23 protein-coding genes and 1 pseudogene are annotated in these 25,740 nt (G+C 56.1%); 12 read left to right on the forward strand and 12 right to left on the reverse strand.

All coding sequences use genetic code 11. The features are described 5' to 3' along the window. Positions 1 to 28 precede the first annotated feature (28 nt). On the forward strand, positions 29 to 214 hold the full coding sequence (locus tag PGR29_RS02110) for a hypothetical protein (RefSeq protein WP_045382390.1): 186 nt from the start codon (positions 29 to 31) through the stop codon (positions 212 to 214). A 13-nt stretch (positions 215 to 227) separates the two neighbouring features. Here the strand turns inward: PGR29_RS02110 and PGR29_RS02115 are convergent, their stop codons facing one another. Further along, positions 228 to 536: a monooxygenase gene (locus PGR29_RS02115; protein WP_308958442.1), complete on the reverse strand. Its 309-nt coding sequence runs from the start codon at positions 534 to 536 to the stop codon at positions 228 to 230. Between the two features lie 193 nt (positions 537 to 729). Here PGR29_RS02115 and ppk2 point away from each other — a divergent pair, with 193 nt between their 5' ends. From ppk2 to PGR29_RS02130, 3 genes are all read left to right on the forward strand, one after another. Continuing rightward, a complete protein-coding gene (gene ppk2 / locus PGR29_RS02120; protein WP_213793986.1) occupies positions 730 to 1,548 on the forward strand; it encodes a polyphosphate kinase 2 in 819 nt (272 codons plus the stop codon). A 187-nt stretch (positions 1,549 to 1,735) separates the two neighbouring features. Then, a complete protein-coding gene (locus tag PGR29_RS02125) occupies positions 1,736 to 1,921 on the forward strand; it encodes a hypothetical protein (protein WP_113373308.1) in 186 nt (61 codons plus the stop codon). Next, the gene (locus PGR29_RS02130; RefSeq protein WP_015705519.1) at positions 1,918 to 2,244 is read left to right on the forward strand and encodes a CcdB family protein; all 327 of its coding nucleotides are present in this window, start codon (positions 1,918 to 1,920) and stop codon (positions 2,242 to 2,244) included. Before PGR29_RS02125 ends, PGR29_RS02130 begins: the two co-directional genes overlap by 4 nt. 51 nt (positions 2,245 to 2,295) lie before the next feature. On the opposite strand, the gene fdnI is transcribed toward PGR29_RS02130, so the two are convergent. Genes fdnI through fdnG form a run of 3 tightly spaced genes read right to left on the reverse strand, consistent with a single transcriptional unit; the run spans position 2,296 to position 6,888 of the window. After that, a complete protein-coding gene (fdnI, locus tag PGR29_RS02135) occupies positions 2,296 to 2,952 on the reverse strand; it encodes a formate dehydrogenase-N subunit gamma (protein ID WP_316423970.1) in 657 nt (218 codons plus the stop codon). Beyond that, positions 2,945 to 3,829 (reverse strand): formate dehydrogenase subunit beta, encoded by an 885-nt coding sequence (fdxH, locus tag PGR29_RS02140; protein ID WP_316423971.1) that lies wholly within the window; start codon positions 3,827 to 3,829, stop codon positions 2,945 to 2,947. Before fdxH ends, fdnI begins: the two co-directional genes overlap by 8 nt. 11 nt (positions 3,830 to 3,840) lie before the next feature. Then, the gene (fdnG, locus tag PGR29_RS02145; protein WP_316423972.1) at positions 3,841 to 6,888 is read right to left on the reverse strand and encodes a formate dehydrogenase-N subunit alpha; all 3,048 of its coding nucleotides are present in this window, start codon (positions 6,886 to 6,888) and stop codon (positions 3,841 to 3,843) included. A gap of 224 nt (positions 6,889 to 7,112) precedes the next feature. On the opposite strand from fdnG, the gene yddG reads away from it, so the two are divergent. Beyond that, a complete protein-coding gene (gene yddG / locus PGR29_RS02150) occupies positions 7,113 to 7,991 on the forward strand; it encodes an aromatic amino acid DMT transporter YddG (protein WP_271032584.1) in 879 nt (292 codons plus the stop codon). On the opposite strand, the gene PGR29_RS02155 is transcribed toward yddG, so the two are convergent. From PGR29_RS02155 to PGR29_RS02185, 7 genes and pseudogenes are all read right to left on the reverse strand, one after another. Beyond that, positions 7,988 to 8,761, reverse strand: a complete 774-nt coding sequence (locus tag PGR29_RS02155; RefSeq protein ID WP_271032596.1) for a 1,6-dihydroxycyclohexa-2,4-diene-1-carboxylate dehydrogenase — start codon at positions 8,759 to 8,761, stop codon at positions 7,988 to 7,990. The two genes, yddG and PGR29_RS02155, sit on opposite strands and share 4 nt — an antisense overlap. Before the next feature lie 9 nt (positions 8,762 to 8,770). Further along, a complete protein-coding gene (gene benC / locus PGR29_RS02160) occupies positions 8,771 to 9,787 on the reverse strand; it encodes a benzoate 1,2-dioxygenase electron transfer component BenC (protein ID WP_271032585.1) in 1,017 nt (338 codons plus the stop codon). A gap of 9 nt (positions 9,788 to 9,796) precedes the next feature. Next, entirely contained in the window at positions 9,797 to 10,282 is a 486-nt protein-coding gene (gene benB, locus PGR29_RS02165; protein WP_087859573.1) for a benzoate 1,2-dioxygenase small subunit, read from the reverse strand. Beyond that, positions 10,282 to 11,664 carry a Rieske 2Fe-2S domain-containing protein gene (locus PGR29_RS02170; RefSeq protein WP_271032586.1) on the reverse strand — a complete coding sequence of 461 codons (1,383 nt, stop codon included), beginning with the start codon at positions 11,662 to 11,664 and terminating at the stop codon, positions 10,282 to 10,284. Before PGR29_RS02170 ends, benB begins: the two co-directional genes overlap by 1 nt. A gap of 111 nt (positions 11,665 to 11,775) precedes the next feature. Beyond that, the gene (gene catA / locus PGR29_RS02175; protein WP_087859571.1) at positions 11,776 to 12,702 is read right to left on the reverse strand and encodes a catechol 1,2-dioxygenase; all 927 of its coding nucleotides are present in this window, start codon (positions 12,700 to 12,702) and stop codon (positions 11,776 to 11,778) included. Between the two features lie 69 nt (positions 12,703 to 12,771). Continuing rightward, complete coding sequence (catC, locus tag PGR29_RS02180; protein WP_015366454.1) at positions 12,772 to 13,062, reverse strand: muconolactone Delta-isomerase; 291 nt, start codon at positions 13,060 to 13,062, stop codon at positions 12,772 to 12,774. Positions 13,063 to 13,074: 12 nt separating this feature from the next. Continuing rightward, positions 13,075 to 14,237 (reverse strand): annotated as a pseudogene (locus PGR29_RS02185) (muconate cycloisomerase family protein). Positions 14,238 to 14,407: 170 nt separating this feature from the next. On the opposite strand from PGR29_RS02185, the gene PGR29_RS02190 reads away from it, so the two are divergent. Beyond that, entirely contained in the window at positions 14,408 to 15,244 is an 837-nt protein-coding gene (locus tag PGR29_RS02190; protein ID WP_271032587.1) for an IclR family transcriptional regulator domain-containing protein, read from the forward strand. Between the two features lie 2 nt (positions 15,245 to 15,246). On the opposite strand, the gene PGR29_RS02195 is transcribed toward PGR29_RS02190, so the two are convergent. Further along, complete coding sequence (locus PGR29_RS02195) at positions 15,247 to 16,737, reverse strand: MFS transporter (protein ID WP_316423973.1); 1,491 nt, start codon at positions 16,735 to 16,737, stop codon at positions 15,247 to 15,249. Between the two features lie 121 nt (positions 16,738 to 16,858). Here PGR29_RS02195 and PGR29_RS02200 point away from each other — a divergent pair, with 121 nt between their 5' ends. The 6 genes from PGR29_RS02200 (at position 16,859) to narI (ending at position 25,718) form a co-directional block, all read left to right on the forward strand. Beyond that, on the forward strand, positions 16,859 to 17,440 hold the full coding sequence (locus PGR29_RS02200) for a TetR family transcriptional regulator (RefSeq protein WP_087859567.1): 582 nt from the start codon (positions 16,859 to 16,861) through the stop codon (positions 17,438 to 17,440). A 180-nt stretch (positions 17,441 to 17,620) separates the two neighbouring features. Continuing rightward, the gene (locus PGR29_RS02205; RefSeq protein WP_213793974.1) at positions 17,621 to 19,009 is read left to right on the forward strand and encodes a NarK family nitrate/nitrite MFS transporter; all 1,389 of its coding nucleotides are present in this window, start codon (positions 17,621 to 17,623) and stop codon (positions 19,007 to 19,009) included. 55 nt (positions 19,010 to 19,064) lie between these two features. Next, on the forward strand, positions 19,065 to 22,805 hold the full coding sequence (locus PGR29_RS02210) for a nitrate reductase subunit alpha (protein WP_316423974.1): 3,741 nt from the start codon (positions 19,065 to 19,067) through the stop codon (positions 22,803 to 22,805). Then, positions 22,802 to 24,346 carry a nitrate reductase subunit beta gene (gene narH / locus PGR29_RS02215; RefSeq protein WP_316423975.1) on the forward strand — a complete coding sequence of 515 codons (1,545 nt, stop codon included), beginning with the start codon at positions 22,802 to 22,804 and terminating at the stop codon, positions 24,344 to 24,346. The genes PGR29_RS02210 and narH overlap by 4 nt, the downstream gene beginning before the upstream one ends. Then, on the forward strand, positions 24,346 to 25,041 hold the full coding sequence (gene narW / locus PGR29_RS02220; protein WP_316423976.1) for a nitrate reductase molybdenum cofactor assembly chaperone: 696 nt from the start codon (positions 24,346 to 24,348) through the stop codon (positions 25,039 to 25,041). The genes narH and narW overlap by 1 nt, the downstream gene beginning before the upstream one ends. After that, positions 25,038 to 25,718 carry a respiratory nitrate reductase subunit gamma gene (gene narI, locus PGR29_RS02225; protein WP_015366445.1) on the forward strand — a complete coding sequence of 227 codons (681 nt, stop codon included), beginning with the start codon at positions 25,038 to 25,040 and terminating at the stop codon, positions 25,716 to 25,718. The genes narW and narI overlap by 4 nt, the downstream gene beginning before the upstream one ends. Positions 25,719 to 25,740: the final 22 nt, after the last annotated feature.

Below are 25,740 nucleotides of genomic sequence, written 5' to 3' on the forward strand. Positions count from 1 at the left end.
GGTAAACATTGACCACGGAGTATTCGCCATGATGAAGGATTATCTGATCATCGCCTGGATTACTATTGTCGCCTGCTGGCCCATTACGTTACCGGTGTTAGCCGTGGTCGCGGGAATACTTTTCTATTCCCGCCATCGCGTGGCGGGAATCGTGGTATCCGGGCTGTTTATCCTCGAAGCCGTGGCGGCCTGGCAGTTTGAACGCTATATGTAACCACGGTCTCATTTTAATTGAGCGGCCCGTGGTTAATCTGGCTTAGCGCTAAATTGACGTCGAAAATTTTGTAGAACATCTCCTGCACGCCAAATTGCCGCAGGCGGGCGGCGTGTTTTTTCGCATAAGCCTGCGCGCTTTGTTCATCTTCAAACAGATATATGCCACCGGCTTCCTGCGTAACGCTATTCTCCGTCCAGATCTTCCAGATAAAACCGGGCTCGTGGTTAATAGATTGCGCGAGTTCGGCTAATTGCGTCGACATTTCATCGCCAAACGGGCCGCTAAAAGCAAAGTGCACTTGCAAAAGTTTATTCGACATACTCTCTCCCTGAATGATTTCAGTTAATTAACCAGCCTATCCTACCCGATTCCTGATTAAGCAGCAGTGAGATGGCGCGCTTAATGCTTATCTTTTCTCTCAGGCAGATGAGAAGTTTTCCGCCGCTTTGTCTGGCTCTGATTACACTTTAAACAGCGACCTGCCTTTCAGGCCACCACGCATGAGGACAGCCATGGGAAACAAGAAGAAAGCCGTTGCGCCCGTCATACCCGCCAAAACGGAGCCGTTAAGCGAGAAAGAATATCAGCAGGCATTGCGTAAACTGCACGTTGAGTTGGTCAAGCTACAGCGGTGGGTCGTGCATAAAGGGCTTAAGGTATGCATCGTATTCGAGGGACGCGATGGCGCCGGCAAAGGCGGCACCATCAAAGCGATAACCGAACGCGTCAGCCCGCGGGTTTTCCGTGTTGTCGCCCTGCCCGCCCCAACCGAGCGCGAACGCAGCCAGCTCTATTTTCAGCGTTATATCAAACATCTTCCCGCCGCCGGGGAGATAGTGATTTTCGATCGCAGCTGGTACAACCGGGCCGGCGTTGAACGGGTGATGGGATTTTGTACCGAGGAGGAGGTGCAAAAATTCCTCGACGGCGCGCCAATGGTGGAGCGTGGGATGGTCGATTCCGGCATTATTTTACTGAAATACTGGCTGGAGGTGACGCCGCAGGAACAAGAACGGCGCCTGCGCGACCGTATTGATGACGGACGCAAAATCTGGAAACTATCGCCGATGGATATTAAATCTTTCAACCGCTGGGATGATTACACCGCAGCGCGCGATGCGATGTTTGCCGCCACCGATACTGCATGGGCGCCGTGGTTTGTCGCCCGCTCGGAAGATAAAAAACGCGTGCGCCTGAATATTATTACCCACCTGCTTTCGCAGATCCCCTACGAGTCGCTACCAACGGAACACATTACCCTACCGAAACGTAAAATTGGCAAAGTGAAACCGACTCATTTTCCTTTCCGGTTTATTCCTGAGAAATTTTAATGGAATGGTTTTATCACCTTTGCGCAGTATTCCCCCTGCGCAAAGGGTTATTACAACAAACGTTAATATTTCATCTGTTGCGTTGCGCTGGAATCCGGCTCGCAAAATAAATATTAAACTTACTGCTGAGGTTTATTTTTATGTGAGTAAAGAGAATAATCACTGAACCACCAGTAAGGAGCCAACGATGAAAAGTAATACGCTACGTAAAAGATGTATTGACGTGCCAGCCCAGAAGGAGTCAGCGCAGGCAGGAAAGGATTTACGTGAAGCCGATAAACAGCAACAGCATAAGGAATTCATTGCCGCAATGAATGAATTTATTGCAAAAGCAGGTACTCTCACAGATGATGAATTTTTCAGGGTGCTATGATGCTTGAACAATTCAATGTCTATCGAAATTGTTCTGCACAAACAAATAACACCCTGCCGTATTATATGATAGTGCAGAATGATTACTATGCTGACCTGGCCACTAGAGTCATTATTCCTTTAATGCGGGCGCGACAGTTACCTCGTTGGCATCAGCATGTCGCCCCAAGGATAAATATAGAGTTTGACAGCTTTTTACTTTGTACGCCGATGATCAGTAATTTAAATAATAAACGAATCCAGCCACAGGATTTCGTCTGTAATCTGAGTTGTGCACGTCAGGGGGTCATTGATTCAATCGATACACTTATCACTAACTGCTGAATGCCGGGAGCCCGCCCCAATATCTTCGGAGCGGGTTTCCCCCGTAAAGGCTTACTTCATTCCCTCACGGCTCTCTTTTTGCGCTTCCAGACGTTCGACATCGCGATACCAACGCGGGTGATGTTTCTTCGCCCAACGGCGGCTGACCTTACCTTCAATCATGCCTTTAATCGACCCTTTAACCCAGAATGCCATATACATATGGATGAGGATCGCATGGATCAGGATAATTGCCGAAGTGGCGTGTATCAGCAGGCTGTAACGGATAACCGGAATCGGAAAATATTCCGCAAAATACGGGCGCCAGATAATCATCCCGGTCACCAGCAGCACAAAAATCATGCTCATAATGGTCCAGAACATCATCTTCTGCCCGGCGTTATATTTCCCGACGCGCGCAACCTTATGTTCGTTGCCTTTCAGAACCTCCACGATGCCTTTCAGCCAGGGGATATCCTGTTTATCAGGGATATTGTGGTGGACAAAACGCACAAACATAAACATCAGCGCGACAAAAATCAGCACGCCGAAAAACGGATGCAGGATACGCCCCATCTGCGGGGTGCCGAAGGTTTCCGTCAACCATTGTAGCGTCGGGAAGAAAAACGAAATCCCCGACAGCGCCACCAGGAAGAAACAGATAACCACCGTCCAGTGACAGGCGCGGTCGATGAATTTGGTGCGCACTATCATTTTCGATTTACTCATCGTGTTCCTCCTCGTCATCATCAACTTCCTTGTTCGGCCCGATACCAATGTAGTGATAAATCAGCCCAGCAAAGGTAGCGATAAAGCCCGCCGCCGACAGCGGTTTCAGCGCCCCCTTCCATAGATTGATACTGGTGTCGATCTGCGGCTCCTTCGGCAGCTTATGATACAGCTCCGGCTGGTCGGCATGATGCAGTACGTACATCACATGGGTGCCGCCAACGCCCTGCGGGTTGTAAATCCCGGCATTGGCATAACCGCGTTTTTTAAGCTTATCCACCCGCTCCTGCGCCACTTCCAGCATCTCTTTTTTCGTGCCGAAGTGGATAGCGCCGGTAGGACAGGTTTTCACGCAGGCCGGTTCCTGACCAACGCTGACCCGATCCACGCACAGCGTGCATTTATAGACCCGGTTATCCTCTTTATTGAGGCGCGGGATATTAAACGGGCACCCTGCTATGCAGTAACCGCAGCCGATGCAGTTTTCCTGCTGAAAATCGACAATGCCGTTGGCGTACTGAATGATCGCCCCGGCGGACGGGCAGGCTTTCAGGCAGCCCGGCTCTTCGCAGTGCATGCAGCCATCTTTGCGGATAAGCCACTCCAGCTTGCCGTTCTGTTCGGTCTCGCTAAAGCGCATTACCGTCCAGGATTTAGCGCTGAGGTCCGCCGGGTTGTCGTACACGCCGACGCAGTGCCCCACTTCATCACGAATGTCATTCCACTCGGAACAGGCCACCTGGCAGGCTTTACAGCCTACGCAGGAGGAGACATCGATAAGCTTGGCGACTTCCGCCTTATAGTCCCGCGCGCGTGGCGCGGGAGTTATCGGGTTGGTCGCGGAGCGTTTAATAATGTCTTGTGTTTCCATCGTCATTTAATCGCTCCTTACGCTTTCTCGATGTTGACCAGAAACGCCTTATACTCCGGCGTTTGCGAGTTGGAATCGCCGACATTAGGCGTCAGGGTGTTGGCGATATAGCCTTTACGGGCCACGCCTTCAAAGCCCCAGTGCAGCGGGATACCGACGGTTTCTACCTGCTGCCCGTTGACGTTCAGCGTGCGCAGTCGGCGGGTCACCACGGCAACCGCGCGAATAAACCCGCGCTTGCTGCTGACTTTCACCCAATCGCCGTTAACGATACCTTTGCTTTTCGCCAACCCTTCGCTGATTTCGACAAACTGTTCCGGCTGCGCAATTGCGTTAAGCAGCGCATGTTTGGTCCAGGTATGGAAGTGTTCGGTCAGACGATAGGTAGTACCGACATACGGGAACTTATCCTTCTTACCCAGGCGAAGGGCATCATCTTCATACAAACGCACCACCGGGCTTGAGACCACATTGGGGTGCAGCGGGTTGGTGCCAAGCGGCGTTTCCATCGGCTCGTAGTGTTCCGGGAACGGCCCTTCCGCCAGTTTATCGAGCGCAAACAGGCGCCCAAGCCCCTCTTGCTGCATAATAAACGGCCCGGTGTTGCTCCCCGGCGGCGCGGTATTGAAGTCCGGAATATCATTACCGACCCACTTACTGCCGTTCCACTGGATCAGCATCCGCTTCGCATCCCACGGCCTGCCGTTAATGTCAGCTGATGCGCGGTTATACAACACGCGGCGATTGAGCGGCCAGGCCCAGGCCCATCCCAGCGTATTGCCAAGCCCAGAAGGATCGGCGTTATCGCGATTCGCCATCTGGTTACCCTGCTCGGTCCAGCAGCCGGTGTAGATCCAGCAAGATGACGCGGTGCTGCCGTCATCGCGCAGTAACGCGAAGCTATTCAGCAACTGTCCTTTTTTCGCCAGCAGCACCCCATTGCCATCGTAGAGATCCGCCAGCGCGTAGCCGTTGTTCTCTTTTGCTACTTCTTCCGATTCCGGATGATCTGGCTGCTTATAGCTCCAGCTCATTTTCAGCAGCGGTTCCGCGCCCTTACCGCCTTCGCGACGGTACAGCTCACGTAGACGGTGATAGATCCCGGCAAGAATTTCGCCATCGTTGCGTGCTTCGCCCGGCGCGTCCTGGCCTTTCCAGTGCCACTGCAGCCAGCGACCGGAGTTGGCGATCGAGCCATCCTCTTCGGCAAAGCAGGTCGACGGCAGACGGAAGACTTCGGTCTGAATAGCCGACGGGTCGACATCATTGGACTCGCCGTGGTTCTGCCAGAAGGTCGAAGTTTCGGTCACCAGCGGGTCGATAACCACCATATATTTCAGCTTACTGAGGCTACGAACCACTTTGTTTTTGTCCGGGAAGGACGCAACCGGGTTGAAGCCCTGGCAGATATAGCCGGTGACTTTGCCGTTATCCATCATATTGAAGTACTTGATAACGTCGTAAGCCTGATCCCATTTCGGCAACCAGTTGAAGCCCCAGTCGTTCTCTTTCTGCGCCGCATCGCCGTAGAACGATTTCATCAGGCTGACGAAGAATTTCGGGTAGTTGCTCCAGTAGTTCACCTGTTCGGCCAGCGTCGCTTTCGGCGTGTTGGCGCTAAGATAACTTTGCAGATCGCTCTGTTTATCGGACGGCAGCGTCAAATAACCCGGCAGGCTGGTCGACAACAGGCCCAAATCGGTCAGCCCCTGAATATTGGAGTGTCCGCGCAGCGCGTTGACGCCGCCGCCTGCCATACCCATATTGCCGAGCAGCAGCTGGATCATCGCCATGGTGCGGATGTTCTGCGCGCCGACGGTGTGCTGCGTCCAGCCGAGCGCATACAGGAAGGTGGTGGTGCGATCCGCGACGCTGGTTGAAGCCAGTACCTCGCACACTTTGAGGAAGTCTTCTTTCGGCGTACCGCAGATATTTTCGACCACTTCCGGCGTGTAGCGGGAAACGTGCTGCTTGAGCAGATTCCACACGCAGCGCGGATGGGAGAGCGTTTCATCGCGTTTCGCGTAGCCATTTTCATCGAACTGGTAGTTCCAGGACGATTTATCATACTGGCGCTTTTCCGCATCGTAGCCGCTGAACAGGCCATCTTCGAAGGTAAAATCATCCCGTACCAGCAGGCTGGCATTGGTGTAATGCTTTACGTACTCGGCATTGATCTTATTATTTTCGATCAGGTAGCGCAGCACGCCCGACAGGAACGTAATGTCGGTACCGGAGCGAATCGGCGCATAGATATCGGCCACCGACGCGGTACGCGTAAAGCGTGGGTCGACAACGATAAGCGTGGCATCGTTATTGTTCTTCGCTTCCATCGCCCAGCGGAATCCCACCGGATGCGCTTCCGCGGCGTTGCCGCCCATCACCATCACGACGTTAGCGTTTTTGATATCAACCCAGTGGTTGGTCATCGCACCGCGACCAAATGTTGGAGCAAGACTTGCTACCGTTGGTCCGTGTCAGACGCGCGCCTGGTTGTCTACCGCCAGCATGCCGAGCGAGCGCACAAATTTTTGCGTCAGCATGCCGGTCTCATTACTCGCCGCCGAGGCGCACAGCATCCCGGTGGAAAGCCAGCGGTTAACCGTCACGCCCTGCTCGTTCTTTTCAATAAAGTTGGCGTCGCGGTCGGCTTTCATCAGTTTGGCGATGCGGTTAAAAGCTTCATCCCAGGAGATGCGCTGCCATTTATCCGAGCCCGGAGCGCGGTATTGCGGATAACGCAGGCGATTTTCGCTGTGGACGTAGTCCAGCAGACCGGCGCCTTTCGGGCACAGCGCGCCGCGGCTTACCGGATGATCCGGATCCCCTTCGATATGATAAATCGCTTCTTTGGCGTTTTTCGCGCCGTCGCCCAGGCTATACATTAATAGCCCGCAGCCCACGGAGCAGTAAGTGCAGGTGTTGCGGATCTCTTTTGCGCGCAGCAATTTGAAATTGCGTGCCTGAGCCAGCGCCATTTTAGGGGCAAAGCCCAGTGCAGCAGCTGTTGTTCCGGCCATACCGCCTGCGCAGATTTTAAAAAACTTTCTGCGGCTGACGTCCATTGATTCCTCCATGCAGGATGTTTGTTCATCGCGCGGAGGAAACTAACAGCAATATCCCTTTTTTTATTGCGTCAAATCAAGGTCGCCAACGCTCGCCCCCTTAAGAGTCAGTGGCGACGAATTTGACTAACCCCAAAGAGTTATGCGAAGCGGAAAAGTTCGACCGCCGGGAGGCAAAAGATGTTATAAATTCCGGCTGCGTTTGAGTCATTATCAGGTTAAACATGGAAAAAAAGAGAGCGACGTCAATCGGCTTCGCCGCCATTATCTTATGGAGCACGATGGTCGGTTTGATCCGCGGCGTTAGCGAAGGGCTTGGCCCTGTCGGCGGCGCGGCGATGATTTATAGCCTGAGCGGCCTGCTGCTCATTTTCACCGTCGGCTTTCCCAACCTGCGCCAAATCCCGCGCCGCTATCTGTTGGCCGGCAGCGTGCTGTTTGTCAGCTACGAGATCTGCCTCGCCCTGTCGCTGGGTTTCGCCGCCACCCGCCAGCAGGCTATCGAAGTGGGGATGGTCAACTACCTGTGGCCCAGCCTGACCATTTTGTTCGCCATTCTTTTTAACGGTCAGAAAAGCAGCTGGCTGGTGATCCCCGGCTTACTACTGGCGCTGTTCGGCGTGAGCTGGGTGCTCGGCGGCGAGCACGGACTCAACCTCAGTGAAATTATCAATAACGTCATTTCGAGCCCGCTGAGCTACTTTCTGGCATTTATCGGCGCATTTATCTGGGCAGCCTACTGCACGGTGACCGCGAAGTATGCCAAAGGCAAAAATGGCATTACCCTCTTCGTCTTATTAACGGCGCTGACCCTGTGGCTGAAGTTTTTGGCCAGCACGCAGCCGCCGATGCAGTTTAGCTGGCCGGTAGTCATTAAGCTGATTACGGTCTCCGTGGCGCTGGGGCTGGCCTACGCGGCGTGGAACGTTGGCATCCTGCACGGCAACGTCAGCCTGCTGGCGGCGGCCTCGTACTTCACGCCGGTACTCTCCTCCGCACTGGCGGCAGTACTGCTCAGCGCCACGCTCTCATGGTCCTTCTGGCAGGGAGCCGGGATGGTGTGTCTCGGCTCCCTGCTCTGCTGGTATGCCACCCGCCGCTAGCCGAGATCGCCGCCCGCCACCGGTATCGTTACGCCGGTGATATAGCTGGCCTCATCGCTGGCGAGAAACAGGATCGCATTCGCCTGTTCCGCCAGCGTGCCGTAACGATGCATCAGGCTGCTCTCCACCGTCTGATCGACAACCTGCTGATACCACGCCTTTTCCTGCTCGCTCGGCTGCTCATCGTTGCGCGGCGTCAGGCGCGGCGGCGCCTCCGTGCCGCCCGGCGCGACGGCGTTAATCCGAATGCCGCTGCCGCTGTACTCCATAGCAATCGACCGGGTCAGCGCGTTAACGCCGCCTTTCGCCGCCGAGTATGGCACCCGGTTCACCCCTGCCGTCGCCACCGACGAGATATTGACGATGCTGCCTTTCCCCTGCTTCAGCATCCAGGGGAGCGCCGCGCGGCAGCCCCACAAGGTAGGGAACAGCGAACGGCGGATCTCTTTCTCAATTTGTTCTGGCTGATACTCGGCGAAAGGTCGCGCCCAGATGGTGCCGCCGACGTTGTTGATGAGCACGTCGAGCCGGCCGAAATGCGCGACCCCGGCGGCAAACGCCTGTTCGGTACTCTGCCACTGCTCAAGGTCAGCCTCCAGCGCCAGTACCTGGCTTCCGGCCTGGGCTAAAACGGCAGCCAGTTCGTGCACGTAAGGCGAGCGGTCAATCAGCAATAGGGCGGCGCCTTCAGTTGCCGCCTGTTCCGCGGTCTGGCGACCAATGCCCTGCGCCGCGCCGGTAATAGCGACGACTTTATCGGTAAAACGCATCATGCCTCCTTATGCCGCCGCGCTCTGGCTGGCGATAAATTTCTCATACCAGAACCCTGCCGGGGAAATTCCTCTTTCGCGCAGCGCCGTGGCGACCGCATTCACCATCGGCGGCGGTCCGCAAAGATAGATGTCGACGTCGCCGTTATTCAGCATGGCATCGTCAAGATGTTCAGTCACAAAGCCGCGCTGCGGGCAGGAACTGCTTTCATCCGCCACCACCGGCAGCCAGCGATATCCCGTCAGTTGCTGGTTAAACGCATCCAGCGCGTCGGTTTTCACCAGATCGTCGTCACGGGTCACCCCGTACAGTAATGTCACCGAACGCGGGCTACCCTGTGTCTGCAGGGTGTGTAACATGGACAGCAGCGGCGCCAGCCCGGTGCCGCCCGCCAGCATGAGCAGCGGGCGTTCGCCGCTGCGTAAATAGAAGCTGCCCATGGGGCCGCTGAGAGTCAGACGATCTCCGGGCTGCGCCTGCTGGGTTAACCACTGGCTCATCATGCCGCCAGGCACGTTACGGATCAGGAAGCGCCCTTCGACAGAACCCGGTAGCGAGCTGAATGAGTAGGCGCGCACATGAGGCGTGCCCGGTACCTGAATGTTGATGTACTGCCCCGGTAGAAAAGCCAGCGGCTCATCCAGCGCGACCACCAGTTCGATGGCGGTATCGGACAGTAAATTCACCTGTCGCACCTGCGCCCCGGTGTTGGTCAACGCGGTTTTACACTGCGCGGCGGCCACCGGCACATCGATCACACAATCGCTGGTCGGTACCATCTGGCAGGTCAGCACCTGGCGAGCCTGCGCTTCGTCATCGCTTAACGCCTCGTCGAGATAATCTTCACCCAGATCGTATTCACCGCTGGCGCAATGGCATTTGCAGGTGCCGCAAACGCCGTCCGAACAGTCCATCGGCAGGTTTACCTTCTGGCGATAGGCCGCATCCAGTACTTTCTCCCCAGCATTGCATTGAATAAAGCGGGTAATGCCGTCCTCAAAATTAAGAGCAATATTAAAAGTCATAAGCGCCTCTTAAATGTGGTACACGTCGATAACCTGACGGATATAGTCGTTATTCAGGCGTACCGTTTTACGTACGATCTGCGGCCTGCCGTCCTGCTCAATTAGCGTGCAGCAGGTAGAGCCAAAATAGGCATCCGTGTGTTGATAGCGATGGCTCCAGGTGACCCAGTTGTAGCGCACCGCAAGCCCCTCATCGCTCTCGCCCATCAGCTCGACATTGCTGATAATGTGCGTGGTACGCGGCTCCGGTGTGCTGGCGCCGGAACGTTCGGTTTTAATACGGTAGACACGATCCTCCAGTCCTTCCCGGTTGGGGTAGTAGATAAGGGAAATCTCTTTTTGCGGGTCGCGCGTCAGCTGGTCATCGTCGCCCCATGCCGGCATCCAGTAGACCACCTGCGGGCTGTAACAGCTCAGCCACTCATCCCACTGACGGTCATCTAACAGACGGGCTTCGTAATAGAGAAACTGGCGAACTTGTTCGATATTCAACATCAGGCCACCTCCACGCGCTGGGTAATGGACTGGTCGTAACGCTGCTGTTCCTGTTCCAGCGCCGCCAGCATGACCGTTTGCCAGTGGTGGTGATGAGCGATATACAGCGCTTCATCTTCCGATTTCACCCCGCTTAGCCGCGGCGTAAAGCCCGCGTGCCTGGCGTGTTCATCCGGGCCCTCGACCCAACGTAGCGCGCCGCGGCTGAGGTCGCTCCATGGCAGATTTTCGCCAAGATAGCCGCGCTGACAGGCGCTGAACTCTTCCAGATCGTCCGGCGTCCCCATTCCGCTGACGTTAAAGAAATCCTCGTACTGGCGGATGCGTAACGCCCGCGCCTGGTCGGATTCCCCTTTCGGCGCAAAACACCAGATAGTGACTTCGGTTTTATCGACCGCAATCGGGCGGATCACGCGGATCTGGGTAGAGAACTGATCCATCAGGTAGACGTTGGGATAAAGGCACAGGTTGCGGGTTTCGTTAACCATCTGGTCGGCGCGCAGTTCACCGAACTCCGCCTGCAGACGCTCGCGGTGGGCATAGACCGGGCGCACTTCCGGGTTCAGCGCCCGGGTCCACAGCAACATGTGACCATTGTCAAAACCGTAGCCGCCGCCGACGCTCTTTGACCAACCGTTGGCGTCAACCGCATGCGTCCCTTCCGCTTCATAGTTGCGGCGTGACATGGTAGAGGCGTAGTTCCAGTGCACCACGCTGACATGATAACCATCGGCGCCGTTCTCCGCGCCCAGCTTCCAGTTGCCTTCGTAAACATAGCTCGACGAGCCCTTCAGCACTTCCAGCCCTTCCGGCGCCTGATCGACGATCAGATCGATGATTTTGCGGGTTTCGCCGAGATACTCCTCCAGCGGCTGCACGTCCGCATTGAGGCTACCGAATAAGAAGCCGCGGTAAGACTGAAAACGCGGCAGTTTTTGCAAATCGTGAGACCCTTCATGTTTGAAGGTATCGGGATAGGCGCCGGTGTTCTCATCTTTGGCTTTTAATAATTTACCGTTATTGCTGAAGGTCCAGCCGTGGAACGGACAGGTGAACGAATTTTTATTCCCGGTTTTGCGTCGGCATAACATGGCGCCGCGGTGGGCACAGCTATTAATTAATGCATTTAATTCATTCTTTTTATCGCGAGTAATAATAACCGGCTGCCGTCCCAGCGTCAGGGTATAATAGTCTCCCGGTTCGGCAATTTGACTTTCATGGGCAAGAAAAACCCAATTACCTTCGAAGATATGTTTCATTTCAAAATCAAATAACTGCTGATCGGTAAATATAGAACGGTGGCAACGGTAAATATGATTTTCACGGTCGACAATTAACGCGTTGTTAATTTTGTCTTTAAGCGCTGATAGCGTTTTTTGCATGAGTTAACTCCTCCTGCAGGATTCAGGATTAAAGATATTTGGCGAATGTGGTGACTATCGGGTGCAGAGCGCGGCCCGGGCCAGCAGCGTAGCCGGGGCCGCTAAAGCAGATTACTCTTTGGCGCGCAGACGGGTGCCGCGGTGCTCTTCGTCGGGGCTCAGCGCTTTACAGAGGGTGAAATCAAAGCGCACTTCGGTGTGTTCTCCGTCCAGTTCACGCTGTGCAATCGTCTGGCGGTCGCTCACTTTCACCGGGTCGGCAATCAGACCATCGCGGGTGGCAAAGGCAAAATCATCCCACAGGTATTTGTCGCCGCTGAGGTTGATCTGGCTGGTCAGATGTTTATGGCCCGGCGCGGAGACGAAGAAGTGAATATGCGCCGGACGGTTGCCGTGGCGACCCAGTTGGTCCAGCAGTTTCTGCGTCGGTCCATCCGGCGGACAACCGTAGCCTGACGGCATGATGCTGCGTACGCTGTAACGGCCATCGGCACCGGTGCGGATACGACGACGCAGGTTGTAATCGCTCTGACTCTGATCGAAGAACGAATAATTACCCAGAGTATTGGCATGCCAGATATCAACGATGGCATTAGCGATCGGCTGGCCCTGGCTATCTTTAACCTGGCCGTGCAGCCACATCACTTCGCCGGCATCGGTGCCATCATCCATGCGGGCATGGCTGTCGGCCAGCGGCGCATTGGCTACATACAGCGGCCCTTCGATGGTGCGCGGGGTGCCGGTTTCACGATGTGCCGCCGCGTCGATAGCGTCCTGACGCAGGTCGAGGAAATGCTCAAGGCCTAGCCCTGCCGCCAGCAGCGCCGCTTCCTGGCGCCCACCCAGCTCGTGCAAATAGTTTACCGCGTGCCAGAACTCTTCTTCTGTGACGTTATAGTCATCGATCAGCGTGCAGATATTTTCCAGCAAACGGTGGACAATGGCTTTAAAGCGTTCGTTGCCGCCAGGAACATTTAACCCCGCGCCTTCACGTAATAATTTCTGCACGGCTTCTTGTTGTACGAAAGCATTACTCATAATTATTCTCTCTTATCGTTGTAGGATATTTGCCGGGTGACCCCGGCATGAGGTCATGGGTTATTATTATTAGCTATCGTCTTCACGAATAGACGAGGGATGACGGCACAGCGCCTCTACGCGAATATCCATAAATGGATATAACGGCAATCCCATTAAAATTTGATGCAACTCTTCGGCATCTTTTACATCGAAAATGCTGACATTGGCGTAAAGACCGGCGACGCGCCAGATATGTCGCCATTTGCCTTCACGTTGTAATTGTTGCGAATAAGCTTTTTCGCGTTGTTTAATTTCATCCGCCTCGGCGGCGGGAAAACCGATCGGAATATTAACGGTCATATCAACTTTAAATAGCATTATTTTCTCCTGTTATGCTTTACGGGAATAGAAGCGCAGCTTGTCTTCATCCAGCTCCACACCTAGCCCTGGCGTTTGCGGCAACACCACCTGACCGTCGGCAAAGGTCAGCGGTACGCTGACGATATCGTCTTTGAGTAGCAGCGGGCCGAACATCTCGGTTCCCCACTGCAGCGGCAATGTCGACCAGGCATGCAGAGAAGCAACGGTACCCACGGTCCCTTCCAGCATCGTGCCGCCATACAGGCCAACCCCCGCTGCCTGCGCGACGCGGGCCAGCGCCAGCACGCTATTCGGCCCGCCCGCCTTGGCGATTTTCAGCGCGTAAGCGCCGGTAAAGCCCTGCTGCGCCAGTTGGTAACCATCGTAAGCGGTCGCGACCGCTTCATCCGCCAGAATTGCGGTCTCGATTTGCTGGCTCAGGCGCACCAGTGCGGCATTATCCTGTGCGCTCACCGGCTGTTCGATGAGATCGACCCCCATCGCCGCCAGCTCGCGGCAGCCTTTCGCGCCGGTTGCGGCATCCCAGGCCTGGTTAACGTCAACGCGAATGCTGGCGCGATCGCCTAAGGCTTCGACAATGGCGCGGGTATGGCGGAGGTCGGTGGCTAATTCCCGTGCGCCAATCTTCAGCTTGAATGCCTGATGACGGCGCTCGGCTAACAGCTTTTCCCCTTCGGCAATATCTTTTGCGGTATCGCCGCTGGCTAACGTCCACAACACCGGCAACGACGTTTGCAACGCGCCGCCGAGCAGCGCCGAAACCGGTAGCCCTAAAGCTTTGCCCTGGGCATCAAGGAGGGCGGTTTCAATGGCAGACTTTGCAAAGGTATTGCCTTTAATGGCGCTATTCATCCGCGCCGTAAGCGCATTCAGGTTATCCGCCGGCTGCCCTTTCAGCAGCGGCGTTAGATAGTGGGTCAAGGCCGATGAGATAGCCTCCGGGCTCTCGACGCCGTAGCTCAGTCCGCCGATGGTCGTCGCTTCACCGATACCGCATACGCCATCGGAACGGGTAATGCGCACGATGACCAGCGTCTGGCAGCCCATGGTGGTCATCGATAATTTATGTGGCCGGATAGTCGGTACATCCACTAACCAGCTCTCAATGCGTTCTACGGTCGCAGTCATTTTTTGTTCCTGAAAGATGCATAACTTTTTGTACCCACATCCATAACGGGGATGTCTGTGCTTTGACAATAGGGTCCAGCCTGGCGGATGGTCAACGGCGATAATCGAAATGTTGTGCGATTATCGGTACGCTTGTTAAATTGCGGTTAATAATGTGATCGAGGTGGTAAAACAGGCACAATTCGGCGCGCCCTGGTTTGCGCGCGGTATAGTGATGCCCCGTGAGCTTTTAGTTGCAACGGAGAAAGATGCAATGAGCGACAATACCCACACTACGCTGAGCGCCAGGCAGGCCGAGCACGACCCCAATTTTATGCTGTCTCTCGCCCGCGGGCTGGAAGTGCTCAATGCTTTTACTCCGCAGCGCCAGCGGCTGACCATTTCGCAGTTAAGTCAAAAAACGCAAATTTCCCGCGCGGCGGTGCGCCGCTGCCTGTATACCCTGGCGGCGCTGGGGATGGTGCACAGCCCGGACGGCCGCAGCTATGAACTGCTGCCGCGCGTGCTGGCAGTGGGCCATGCCTATCTGGCGGGAACCCCGCTGGCGAAGGTGGCGCAGACGGCGCTGGACAATCTTGGTAAGACGTTAGGTGAAAGCTGCTCCGCCGCCACCCTTGATGGCGACAACGTGCTGTATATCGCCCGCGCGGCGGTCAATAACTTACTGAGCGTCGATCTGGGGCGCGGCAGCCGCCTCCCGGCATGGACGACTTCAATGGGACGGGTATTGCTGAGCGCGCTGCCAGAAGAACAACTTGAAGTGACACTGTCACGAGCACATCTTATGCGCTATACCCCGTATACCCTGTGCGACCCCACGGCATTGCGCGTGGAAATCGCCAAAGTTCGCATGCAGGGCTATGCGCTGGCGGACCGACAAATTGAAGTTGGATTATGCTCGCTCGCGGTACCGCTGCTGTCGCGCAGCGGCCAGGTGGTGGCAGCGCTAAACGTTGGCGTTCCCGCCTCTTCGATGAGCGCCGCGGCGCTGAAGGAGAAAGCCCTGGCGCCGCTGCGTCGCGCGGCGATGGAGCTTTCTCTTCAGCTATGACATTACCGTGGCGCCGGCGTATTGGCCAGCCCGCGCCAGATCCCCAGCGCCAGTAACAACAGCAGAACGCCAGCCGTTGCCAGAGAAATGCTGTGAGCGCTGATGAATGCGGTTTTCGCCGCCGCGATTAGTGAATCCGCCGGTATCGCAGGTAGGGATTGCGCTACCTTCATCGCCTCGCCGATGGACGATGAGGCCTGTACCGCTGCTTCACCGCCAATCCCGGCAGGCAGTTCAATCGCCGAACTGTAGCTGCGGGTCAGGATCAGGCCGAACAGCGCAATACCGAGCCCCGCGCCCAGTTCATAGGCCATGGTCTCAATGGCGCCTGCCGCCGAAGCCTTTTCTTTCGGCGCCGCCGCCATGATCGCCGACGTTGACGCCAGCAGCGCGCTGGCGGCGCTAAAGCCCAGCAGCGTCATTAACCCCCACGCCTGCCACTGTTGGGTGCTGAAGTCGGTCATCGACAGACCCAGGAAACTCAACGCGCTCAGCAACATACCGCCGGTCGCCACCTGCCGCAGCCCCAGTTTCGACACCAGCATTCCGGCAATCGGCCCGCTAAAGCCGCTGGCGACCATCACCGGTAGCATAAACAGCCCGGCCTCAAACGGCGTTTTCTGATGTACGAACTGCAGCTCCTGCGCCATCAGCAATTCAAAACCGACCAGCGTAATGAGCGCGGTCATCGCCATCATCACCCCGCTCAAAATAATGCGGTGGGTGAAGAGACGCATATCCACCATCGGCGTGGGCATCGACAGCTGCTTGCGGACAAACCAGGTCAGCATAGCCGCGCCGCCGATGGCCACCAGCGCAATCAACCACAGCGCCAGTTGCCCCTTTAACGCTGACTTAGCGCTAAATACCAGCATCAGAATGGCCGCAATCAGGATCAGCGCCTGCGGCAGATTCAGCGGCTGCTCGCGGCGTGCGGGCTGACGGGGCACGACCTTAGCGTTGATGGCGATGACCAGCAGCACGATTGGCACGTTGATCAGGAAAACAGATCCCCAATAGAAGTGTTCCAGCAGCATGCCGCCCACCAGCGGGCCAAATGCCGCGCCGCCGGAGCCCACGGCGGCCCATAATCCCAGCGCCATGTTACGTTGGCTGGCTTCGGCGAAAGTGCCGCGGATCCCGGCAAGCGTCGCCGGCACGATCATCGCCGCGCCAACCGCCAGCAGCGCCCGGGAGATAATCAGCATTATCGCCGACGGCGACAGCGCGGCGCACAGCGAAGCGATGCCGAAAATGGCGCTACCGAGCAGCAGCAAGCGCTTAAAGCCGATTTTATCGCCTAATGCGCCCATCGGCAGCACCATACCGGCCATCACCAACGAATAGATATCAATGATCCACAGTAGCTCATTGCCGCTGGTGCCAAGCGCGACGCTGAGCGTCGGGGCGGCCACATGCAGCACCGTTGCGTCAATTGCTACCGGGATATAAACCAGCAAAATCGCCATCAGCGTTAACCATTGCCGAGACATACTACTTTTCCTCAATTTTCGAAATTGGACACGCGTCCAGGATTGCGATCCTGCCGGATTGTTGAACGTCTGTCCAACTTTTTGTTACCATCGCCCTATCACCTTTTTGTCACGGGTCGCTATGCACTACTTAAATCGGGAAGCGCGTCGGGAAGTTATCATGCAGGCCGCCATGCGGGTGGCGCTAAACGGCGGATTCAGCGCCATGACCGTGCGCCAGATAGCCAGCGAGGCCGGCGTCGCCGCAGGTCAGTTACATCATCATTTTGCCTCGACCGGCGAGCTAAAAGCGCAGGCCTTTGTCCGCTTGATCCGCGAAATGCTCGATATCCAGTTGTTGACCGATGACGCCTCCTGGAGCGAACGCCTGTTTTCATTACTCGGCAGCGAAGATGGCCGTCTAGAGCCCTATATCCGCTTGTGGCGGGAAGCGCAGATTTTGTCCGATAGCGATGAGGAAATTAAGGCCGCGTATCTGCTTACCATGAGCATGTGGCATGACGAAACGGTAACGGCGATTAATCGCGGCGCCGACGCCGGTGAATTTAAGCCGCAGGATACAGCAGAAAATATCGCCTGGCGTCTGATTGCCCTGGTTTGCGGGCTGGATGGCATTTACGCGCTGGGGATGCAAGCGATTGACGATGCAGCGTTTACTCGTTATTTAACACATTACATAGCGCTAGAGCTGCCTCAAGCTTAGGTTACATTTAGTAACAATTGACCACCCTTCATTGCCGGTGTGAATTCTTTCACGTCTCGAATCTTATCTATTCTCAAACAATACAATTATTAAAAACAGCTGAGCCTTAATTCCAGCCTGCACAGCTTCAGCTGTTTTTTTATTTATCCTTTTGATCTCGTACGCTTTAGTGAGGGTGTTATGTCGATAGAAGGTGATAAAAAGAATCATTATCTTTTAAAGGATTGGCGACCAGAAAATGACGCCTTCTGGGAAAATAAAGGGAAAGCCATTGCACGCAGGAACTTATGGATTTCCGTATTTTGTCTGTTACTCGCCTTCTGCGTCTGGATGTTATTTAGCGCGGTTGCGGTCAATCTCAATAAAGTGGGTTTTAATTTCACTACCGACCAGCTTTTTTTATTAACGGCGCTACCTTCGCTTTCTGGCGCAATATTACGCGTACCCTACTCCTTTATGGTACCTATAATGGGTGGGCGCTACTGGACGGTTATTAGCACGGTTATTCTGGTGATTCCCTGTTTATGGCTGGGGTTGGCAGTACAAAATCCAACTACCCCGTACTGGGTATTTATCGCTATTTCGTTACTTTGCGGTTTTGCCGGCGCTAACTTCGCCTCCAGTATGGGCAATATCAGCTTCTTCTTCCCCAAAGCCAAACAAGGCAGCGCGTTAGGGATTAACGGCGGGCTCGGCAATCTCGGGGTCAGCGTGATGCAACTGGTCTCCCCCATTTTTATCTTTCTGCCGATTTTTACCTTTCTGGGCGTCCGCGGCGTTGAGCAACCGGGCGGCGCCATGCTGTGGCTCGGCAACTCACCGCTGCTTTGGGTGCCGCTACTGGTCATCGCCACCGTTTTCGCGTGGTTCGGCATGAACGATATTGCCAGTTCTAAAGCCTCGATTCGCGATCAGCTACCGGTGTTGAAGCGCCCGCATATGTGGCTGCTAAGTCTGCTGTATCTGGCCACCTTCGGCTCGTTTATTGGCTTCTCCGCCGGCTTCGCGATGCTGGCGAAAACCCAGTTTCCGGATGTCGATATCCTGAAACTGGCCTTCTTCGGCCCGTTTATCGGCGCGCTGGCGCGCTCCTTCGGCGGCATCATTTCCGACCGTCTGGGCGGCGTGCGGGTGACGCTGGTCAACTTCGTTCTGATGGCGGTCTTTACCGGCCTGCTTTTCCTCACCCTGCCGGGCTCCGGTTCCGGCAGCTTCCTCGCTTTCTACGTGGTGTTTATGGGCCTGTTCCTAACCGCCGGTCTCGGTAGCGGATCCACCTTCCAGATGATCGCCGTGATCTTCCGCCAGCTCACCATCGACAGTGTGAAAAAGCGCGGCGGCAGCGACGAACAGGCCCAGCACGAAGCGGTGACCGATACCGCCGCCGCGCTCGGTTTTATCGCCGCTATCGGCGCCATCGGCGGCTTCTTTATTCCAAAAGCCTTCGGTACCTCTCTGGCCATGACCGGCTCGCCGGTAGGCGCGATGAAAGTCTTTTTTGTCTTCTATGTGGTTTGCGTGCTGGTGACCTGGCTGGTCTACGGCCGCCGTAAACCAGCACAACCATAACGACCTATTTACCGGATGGCACGATGCCGGACATTAGCGGAGCAGGAGAAATGTCATGAGTAAATTACTGGATCGCTTTCGCTACTTTAAGCAGAAACGCGAAACCTTCGCCAACGGCCACGGTCAGGTCTACGACAATAACCGTGACTGGGAAGATAGCTACCGGCAACGCTGGCAATTCGACAAAATTGTCCGCTCCACGCATGGGGTGAACTGTACCGGCTCCTGCAGCTGGAAAATTTATGTCAAAAACGGCCTGGTCACCTGGGAAACCCAGCAGACCGATTATCCGCGCACCCGGCCGGACCTGCCAAACCACGAACCGCGCGGCTGCCCGCGCGGCGCCAGTTACTCCTGGTATCTCTACAGCGCCAACCGCCTTAAGTACCCGCTGGCGCGTAAACGGCTAATTGAGCTGTGGCGCGAAGCCCTGGCGCAGCATCCCGACCCGGTACTGGCCTGGGATAGCATCATGCAGGACCCGCTGAAAACCCGCAGCTACAAAGAAATTCGCGGTAAAGGCGGCTTTGTTCGCTCCAGTTGGAAAGAGTTAAATCAACTGATCGCCGCGGCCAACGTCTGGACCATTAAAAACTACGGTCCGGATCGCGTCGCGGGTTTTTCGCCGATCCCGGCGATGTCGATGGTTTCCTACGCCGCGGGTACCCGCTATTTATCGTTGATCGGCGGTACCTGCCTGAGCTTCTATGACTGGTACTGCGATTTACCGCCCGCTTCGCCGATGACCTGGGGTGAACAGACCGACGTGCCGGAATCCGCCGACTGGTACAACTCCAGCTACATTATTGCCTGGGGGTCGAACGTCCCGCAGACCCGAACCCCGGACGCCCACTTCTTCACCGAAGTGCGCTACAAGGGCACCAAAACCATCGCCATTACTCCGGATTATTCGGAAGTCGCCAAGCTCTGCGACCAGTGGCTGGCGCCGAAGCAAGGTACCGACAGCGCGCTGGCGATGGCGATGGGCCACGTCATCCTCAAAACTTTCCATCTCGATAATCCGAGCGATTACTTTCTCAACTACTGCCGTACCTATACCGATATGCCGATGCTGGTGATGCTCGACCGTCGAGATGACGGCAGCTATGCGCCGGGCCGTATGCTACGCGCCGCCGACCTGCTTGACGGATTGGGAGAAAGTAATAACCCGGAATGGAAAACCGTCGCCTATAACGCTGACGGCGAACTGGTCGCGCCGAACGGCTCCATCGGCTTTCGTTGGGGCGAAAAAGGCAAATGGAATCTCGAACAACGGGCTAACGGCCGGGACGTCGAATTAAAACTATCGCTGTTGGATATGCACGATAGCGTGGTGTCGGTGGGCTTCCCCTATTTCGGCGGCAACGAAAACCCGCATTTCCGCAGCGTGAAGCAGGAGCCGATAACGCTTCATCAACTGCCTGCTAAACAACTGCCGCTAGCCAGTGGAGAAAACGCTCTGGTAGTGAGCGTGTATGACCTGGTGCTGGCTAACTACGGTCTGGATCGCGGCCTTGACGATGCCAACACCGCGCGTGACTTCGCGGATGTCAAAGCCTATACCCCGGCATGGGCCGAGCAGATCACCGACGTACCGCGTCAACATATCGAACAAATCGCCCGCGAGTTCGCCGATACGGCGCATAAAACCCATGGCCGTTCGATGATTATCCTCGGCGCCGGTGTGAACCACTGGTACCACATGGATATGAACTACCGCGGGATGATCAACATGCTGGTGTTCTGCGGCTGCGTCGGCCAGAGCGGCGGCGGCTGGTCGCACTATGTCGGCCAGGAGAAACTGCGCCCGCAGACCGGCTGGCTGCCGCTGGCGTTCGCGCTGGACTGGACTCGTCCGCCGCGGCAGATGAACAGTACCTCCTATTTCTACAACCATGCCAGCCAGTGGCGCTACGAAAAACTAACCGCTCAGGAGCTGCTGTCGCCGCTGGCCGACACCAGCAAATTCAGCGGCCATATGATTGACTTCAACGTTCGCGCCGAACGCATGGGATGGCTGCCCTCCGCGCCGCAGCTTAACGTTAACCCGCTGAGCATCAAGCAGCAGGCCGACGCCGCCGGGCTATCCCCGGCCGATTTCACCGTCCAGTCGTTAAAAACAGGCGATATTCGCTTTGCCGCCGAGCAGCCGGATAGCGGCAACAACCACCCGCGCAACCTGTTTATCTGGCGTTCGAACCTGTTGGGATCGTCCGGTAAGGGCCATGAGTACATGCTCAAGTATCTGCTCGGTACCGATAACGGTATTCAGGGCGAGGAGTTTGGCTCCTCCTCTGACGTGAAGCCGGAGGAAGTCGACTGGCAGACCGCGGCGATTGAGGGCAAGCTCGATCTGCTGGTGACCCTCGATTTCCGTATGTCCAGTACCTGCCTGTTCTCCGATATCGTCTTGCCGACCGCTACCTGGTATGAAAAAGACGATATGAACACCTCGGATATGCACCCGTTTATCCACCCGCTTTCCGCCGCCGTCGATCCGGCCTGGGAGGCGAAAAGCGATTGGGAAATCTATAAGGACATTGCAAAAAGTTTCTCTGAAGTGTGCATCGGCCACCTTGATAAAGAGACCGATGTAGTACTGGTGCCGCTGCAGCATGACTCTCCGGCTGAGCTGTCACAGCCGTTCGATGTCCTCGACTGGCGCAAGGGCGAATGCGATCTCATTCCAGGCAAAACCGCGCCGTCAATTGCGCTGGTTGAACGTGACTACCCTGCCACCTGGGAACGCTTCACCTCGCTGGGGCCATTACTCGATAAGCTCGGCAACGGCGGTAAAGGCATTTCGTGGAATACGCAAAGCGAGGTCGACTTCCTCGGCAAACTTAACTATGTCAAGCCCGACGGTCCGGCTAAAGGTCGTCCGCGTATCGACAGCGCTATCGACGCCAGTGAAGTCATCTTAAGTTTGGCGCCGGAAACCAACGGCCAGGTGGCGGTGAAAGCCTGGCAAGCGCTGGGAGAATTTACCGGCCGCGACCACACTCATCTGGCGCTGAATAAAGAGGATGAGAAAATCCGCTTCCGCGATATTCAAGCGCAGCCGCGCAAGATCATCTCTAGCCCAACGTGGTCTGGTCTGGAGAGCGAACATGTCTCCTATAACGCCGGTTATACCAACGTTCACGAACTGATCCCGTGGCGCACCCTCTCCGGGCGGCAACAGCTGTATCAGGATCATCCCTGGATGCGCGCCTTCGGCGAAAGTCTGGTGGCCTATCGCCCACCGATCGATACGCGCAGCGTCAGCCAGATGAAAGAAGTGCCGCCAAACGGCTTCCCGGAAAAAGCGCTCAACTTCCTGACCCCGCATCAGAAATGGGGTATCCACTCTACCTATAGCGAAAACCTGCTGATGCTGACGTTGTCGCGCGGCGGGCCTATCGTCTGGCTAAGCGAAACCGACGCAAAAGAACTGGGGATTGAAGATAACGACTGGATTGAAGCCTTCAACGCCAACGGCGCCCTCACCGCGCGTGCGGTGGTAAGCCAGCGCGTGCCGCCGGGCATGACCATGATGTATCACGCCCAGGAACGCATTATGAATATCCCAGGTTCGGAAGTGACCGGTCGTCGCGGCGGTATCCACAACTCCGTCACCCGCGTCTGTCCAAAACCCACGCATATGATTGGCGGCTACGCCCAACTGGCTTACGGCTTTAACTACTACGGCACCGTCGGTTCCAACCGCGACGAGTTCATTATGATCCGCAAAATGAAAAACATTGACTGGCTGGATGGCGAAGGTCGCGACCAGGTACAGGAGGCGAAGAAATGAAAATACGTTCACAAGTCGGAATGGTGCTGAATCTGGATAAATGCATCGGCTGCCATACCTGCTCCGTCACCTGTAAAAACGTGTGGAGCAGCCGCGAAGGGATGGAATATGCGTGGTTCAACAACGTGGAAACCAAGCCTGGTATCGGTTACCCCAAAAACTGGGAAGATCAGGACGAGTGGCAAGGCGGCTGGATCCGCGGTATCAGCGGCAAGCTCACTCCGCGTCTGGGCAACCGCGTCAGCGTGTTGTCGAAGATTTTCGCCAACCCGGTACTGCCGCAGATTGACGATTATTACGAACCCTTTACCTACGATTATCAGCACCTGCACAACGCGCCGGAGGGCAAATACTTGCCTACCGCCCGCCCGCGTTCGCTGATTAGCGGCGAACGGATGGATAAGATCACCTGGGGGCCAAACTGGGAGGAGTTACTCGGCGGCGAGTTTGAAAAACGCGCCAAAGACCGTAACTTCGAAGCGATGCAAAAGGAGATGTACGGCCAGTTTGAAAACACCTTCATGATGTATCTGCCGCGTCTTTGCGAACATTGCCTCAATCCGAGCTGCGTGGCGACCTGCCCAAGCGGCGCCATCTACAAGCGCGAAGAAGACGGTATCGTGCTGATCGACCAGGATAAATGCCGCGGCTGGCGGATGTGCATCAGCGGTTGTCCGTACAAAAAAATCTACTTTAACTGGAAGAGCGGCAAATCGGAAAAATGCATCTTCTGCTATCCGCGCATTGAGTCCGGGCAACCGACGGTGTGCTCCGAAACCTGCGTCGGCCGTATCCGCTATCTCGGCGTGCTGCTGTACGATGCGGACCGCATCGAAGAAGCGGCCAGCACCGAGCATGAAACCGACCTCTACGAGCGCCAGTGCGATGTGTTCCTTAATCCGAACGATCCGGCGGTCATCGAAGAGGCCTTGAAACAGGGTATTCCGCATAACGTTATTGAAGCGGCGCAGAAATCACCGGTGTATAAACTGGCGATGGACTGGAAGCTGGCGCTACCTCTGCACCCGGAATATCGCACCTTACCGATGGTCTGGTACGTGCCGCCGCTGTCGCCGATTCAGTCAGTCGCGGACGCCGGCGGCCTGCCGAGCAACGGCAACATTCTGCCGGCGGTAGAAAGCCTGCGTATACCGGTACAGTATCTGGCGAACCTGCTGAGCGCCGGCGATACCGGCCCGGTCCTGCGAGCGTTAAAACGCATGATGGCGATGCGCCATTACAAACGCTCGCAAAGCGTTGAAGGCGTGACCGATACACGCGCCATTGAAGAAGTGGGTCTTAGCGTCGAGCAGGTGGAAGAGATGTATCGCTACCTGGCGATCGCTAATTACGAAGACCGCTTCGTGATTCCCACCAGCCACCGCGAACTGGCGGAGGACGCCTTCCCCGAACGCAACGGCTGCGGCTTTACTTTTGCCGATGGTTGCCATGGTTCTGATACTAAATTCAATCTGTTCAACAGTCGGCGCATCGACGCGATTGATGTAGGAGACGTACGTCGACATGGGGAGGGCGAGTAATGCGGATCCTCAAAGTCATTGCTCTGTTGCTGGAGTATCCCGACGACGCGCTGTGGGATAACCGCGAGGAGGCGCTGGCGCTGGTCAGCGCCGATGCGCCCGTCCTGACGCCGTTTGTTAGGCGATTACTGGCGGCGCCGCTGCTCGACCGTCAGGCCGAATGGTGTGAGGTGTTTGAGCGTGGTCGCGCCACCTCGCTGCTTCTGTTTGAACACGTACACGCCGAATCGCGCGACCGCGGCCAGGCGATGGTCGATCTGATGAACCAGTATGAACAGGCGGGCCTGCAGATCGATTGTCGCGAACTACCAGACCACCTGCCTTTATATCTTGAATATCTCAGCACTCTCCCATTGGCCGATGCCCGTGAAGGACTGCAGAACGTCGCGCCTATTCTGGCGTTGCTTGGTGGACGCTTAAAGCAGCGCGAATGCGATTACTATCAACTCTTTGACACCCTTCTTGCGCTGGCGGATAGCCCACTCAATAGTGACAGTGTCACCAGGCAGGTAGCGAGTGAGAAGCGTGACGACACCCGCCAGGCGCTGGATGCGGTGTGGGAAGAGGAACAGGTGAAGTTTATTGAAGATAATGCAACCGCTTGCGATAGCTCGCCAATGCAAGCTTATCAACGACGCTTTAGCCAGGATGTGGCGCCGCAGTACGTCGACATCCGCGCCGGAGGCCCGAAATGATACAGTACTTAAACGTCTTCTTTTACGATATCTACCCTTACCTCTGCGGTACCGTGTTCCTGGTGGGCAGTTGGCTGCGCTACGATTACGGGCAGTATACCTGGCGCGCGTCATCCAGCCAGATGCTCGATAAACGGGGCATGGTGCTGTGGTCGAACTTATTCCATATCGGCATCCTCGGCATTTTCTTCGGACACTTCTTCGGGATGCTGACGCCGCACTGGGTCTATTCATGGTTCCTGCCGATGTCGCAGAAACAGGTGATGGCGATGGTGCTGGGCGGTGTCTGCGGCGTACTGACTCTGGTCGGCGGTATTGGCCTGCTGGCGCGCCGCCTGACCAACCCGCGCATTCGCGCCACCTCCACCACTGCGGATATCCTGATCCTGTGCATTCTGCTGATTCAGTGCGCGCTGGGGCTGACGACCATCCCGTTCTCCGCCCAGCATCCGGACGGCAGCGAAATGCTGAAACTGGTGGATTGGGCGCAGGCGGTAGTCACCTTCCACGGCGGCGCATCGGCGCATCTGGACGGCGTCGCGTGGGTGTATCGCGTCCATCTGGTGCTGGGAATGACTATCTTCCTTATCTTCCCGTTCACTCGACTTGTTCACGTCTGGAGCGCACCGATAGAGTATTTCACCCGCCGCTACCAGGTGGTGCGCTCCCGGCGCTGAGAGTTGGCGGCAGACATGCCCG

Origin of the sequence: Klebsiella sp. 141203 (genome assembly GCF_032601985.1) — a bacterium.
GTDB classification, from domain to species: domain Bacteria; phylum Pseudomonadota; class Gammaproteobacteria; order Enterobacterales; family Enterobacteriaceae; genus Klebsiella; species Klebsiella aerogenes.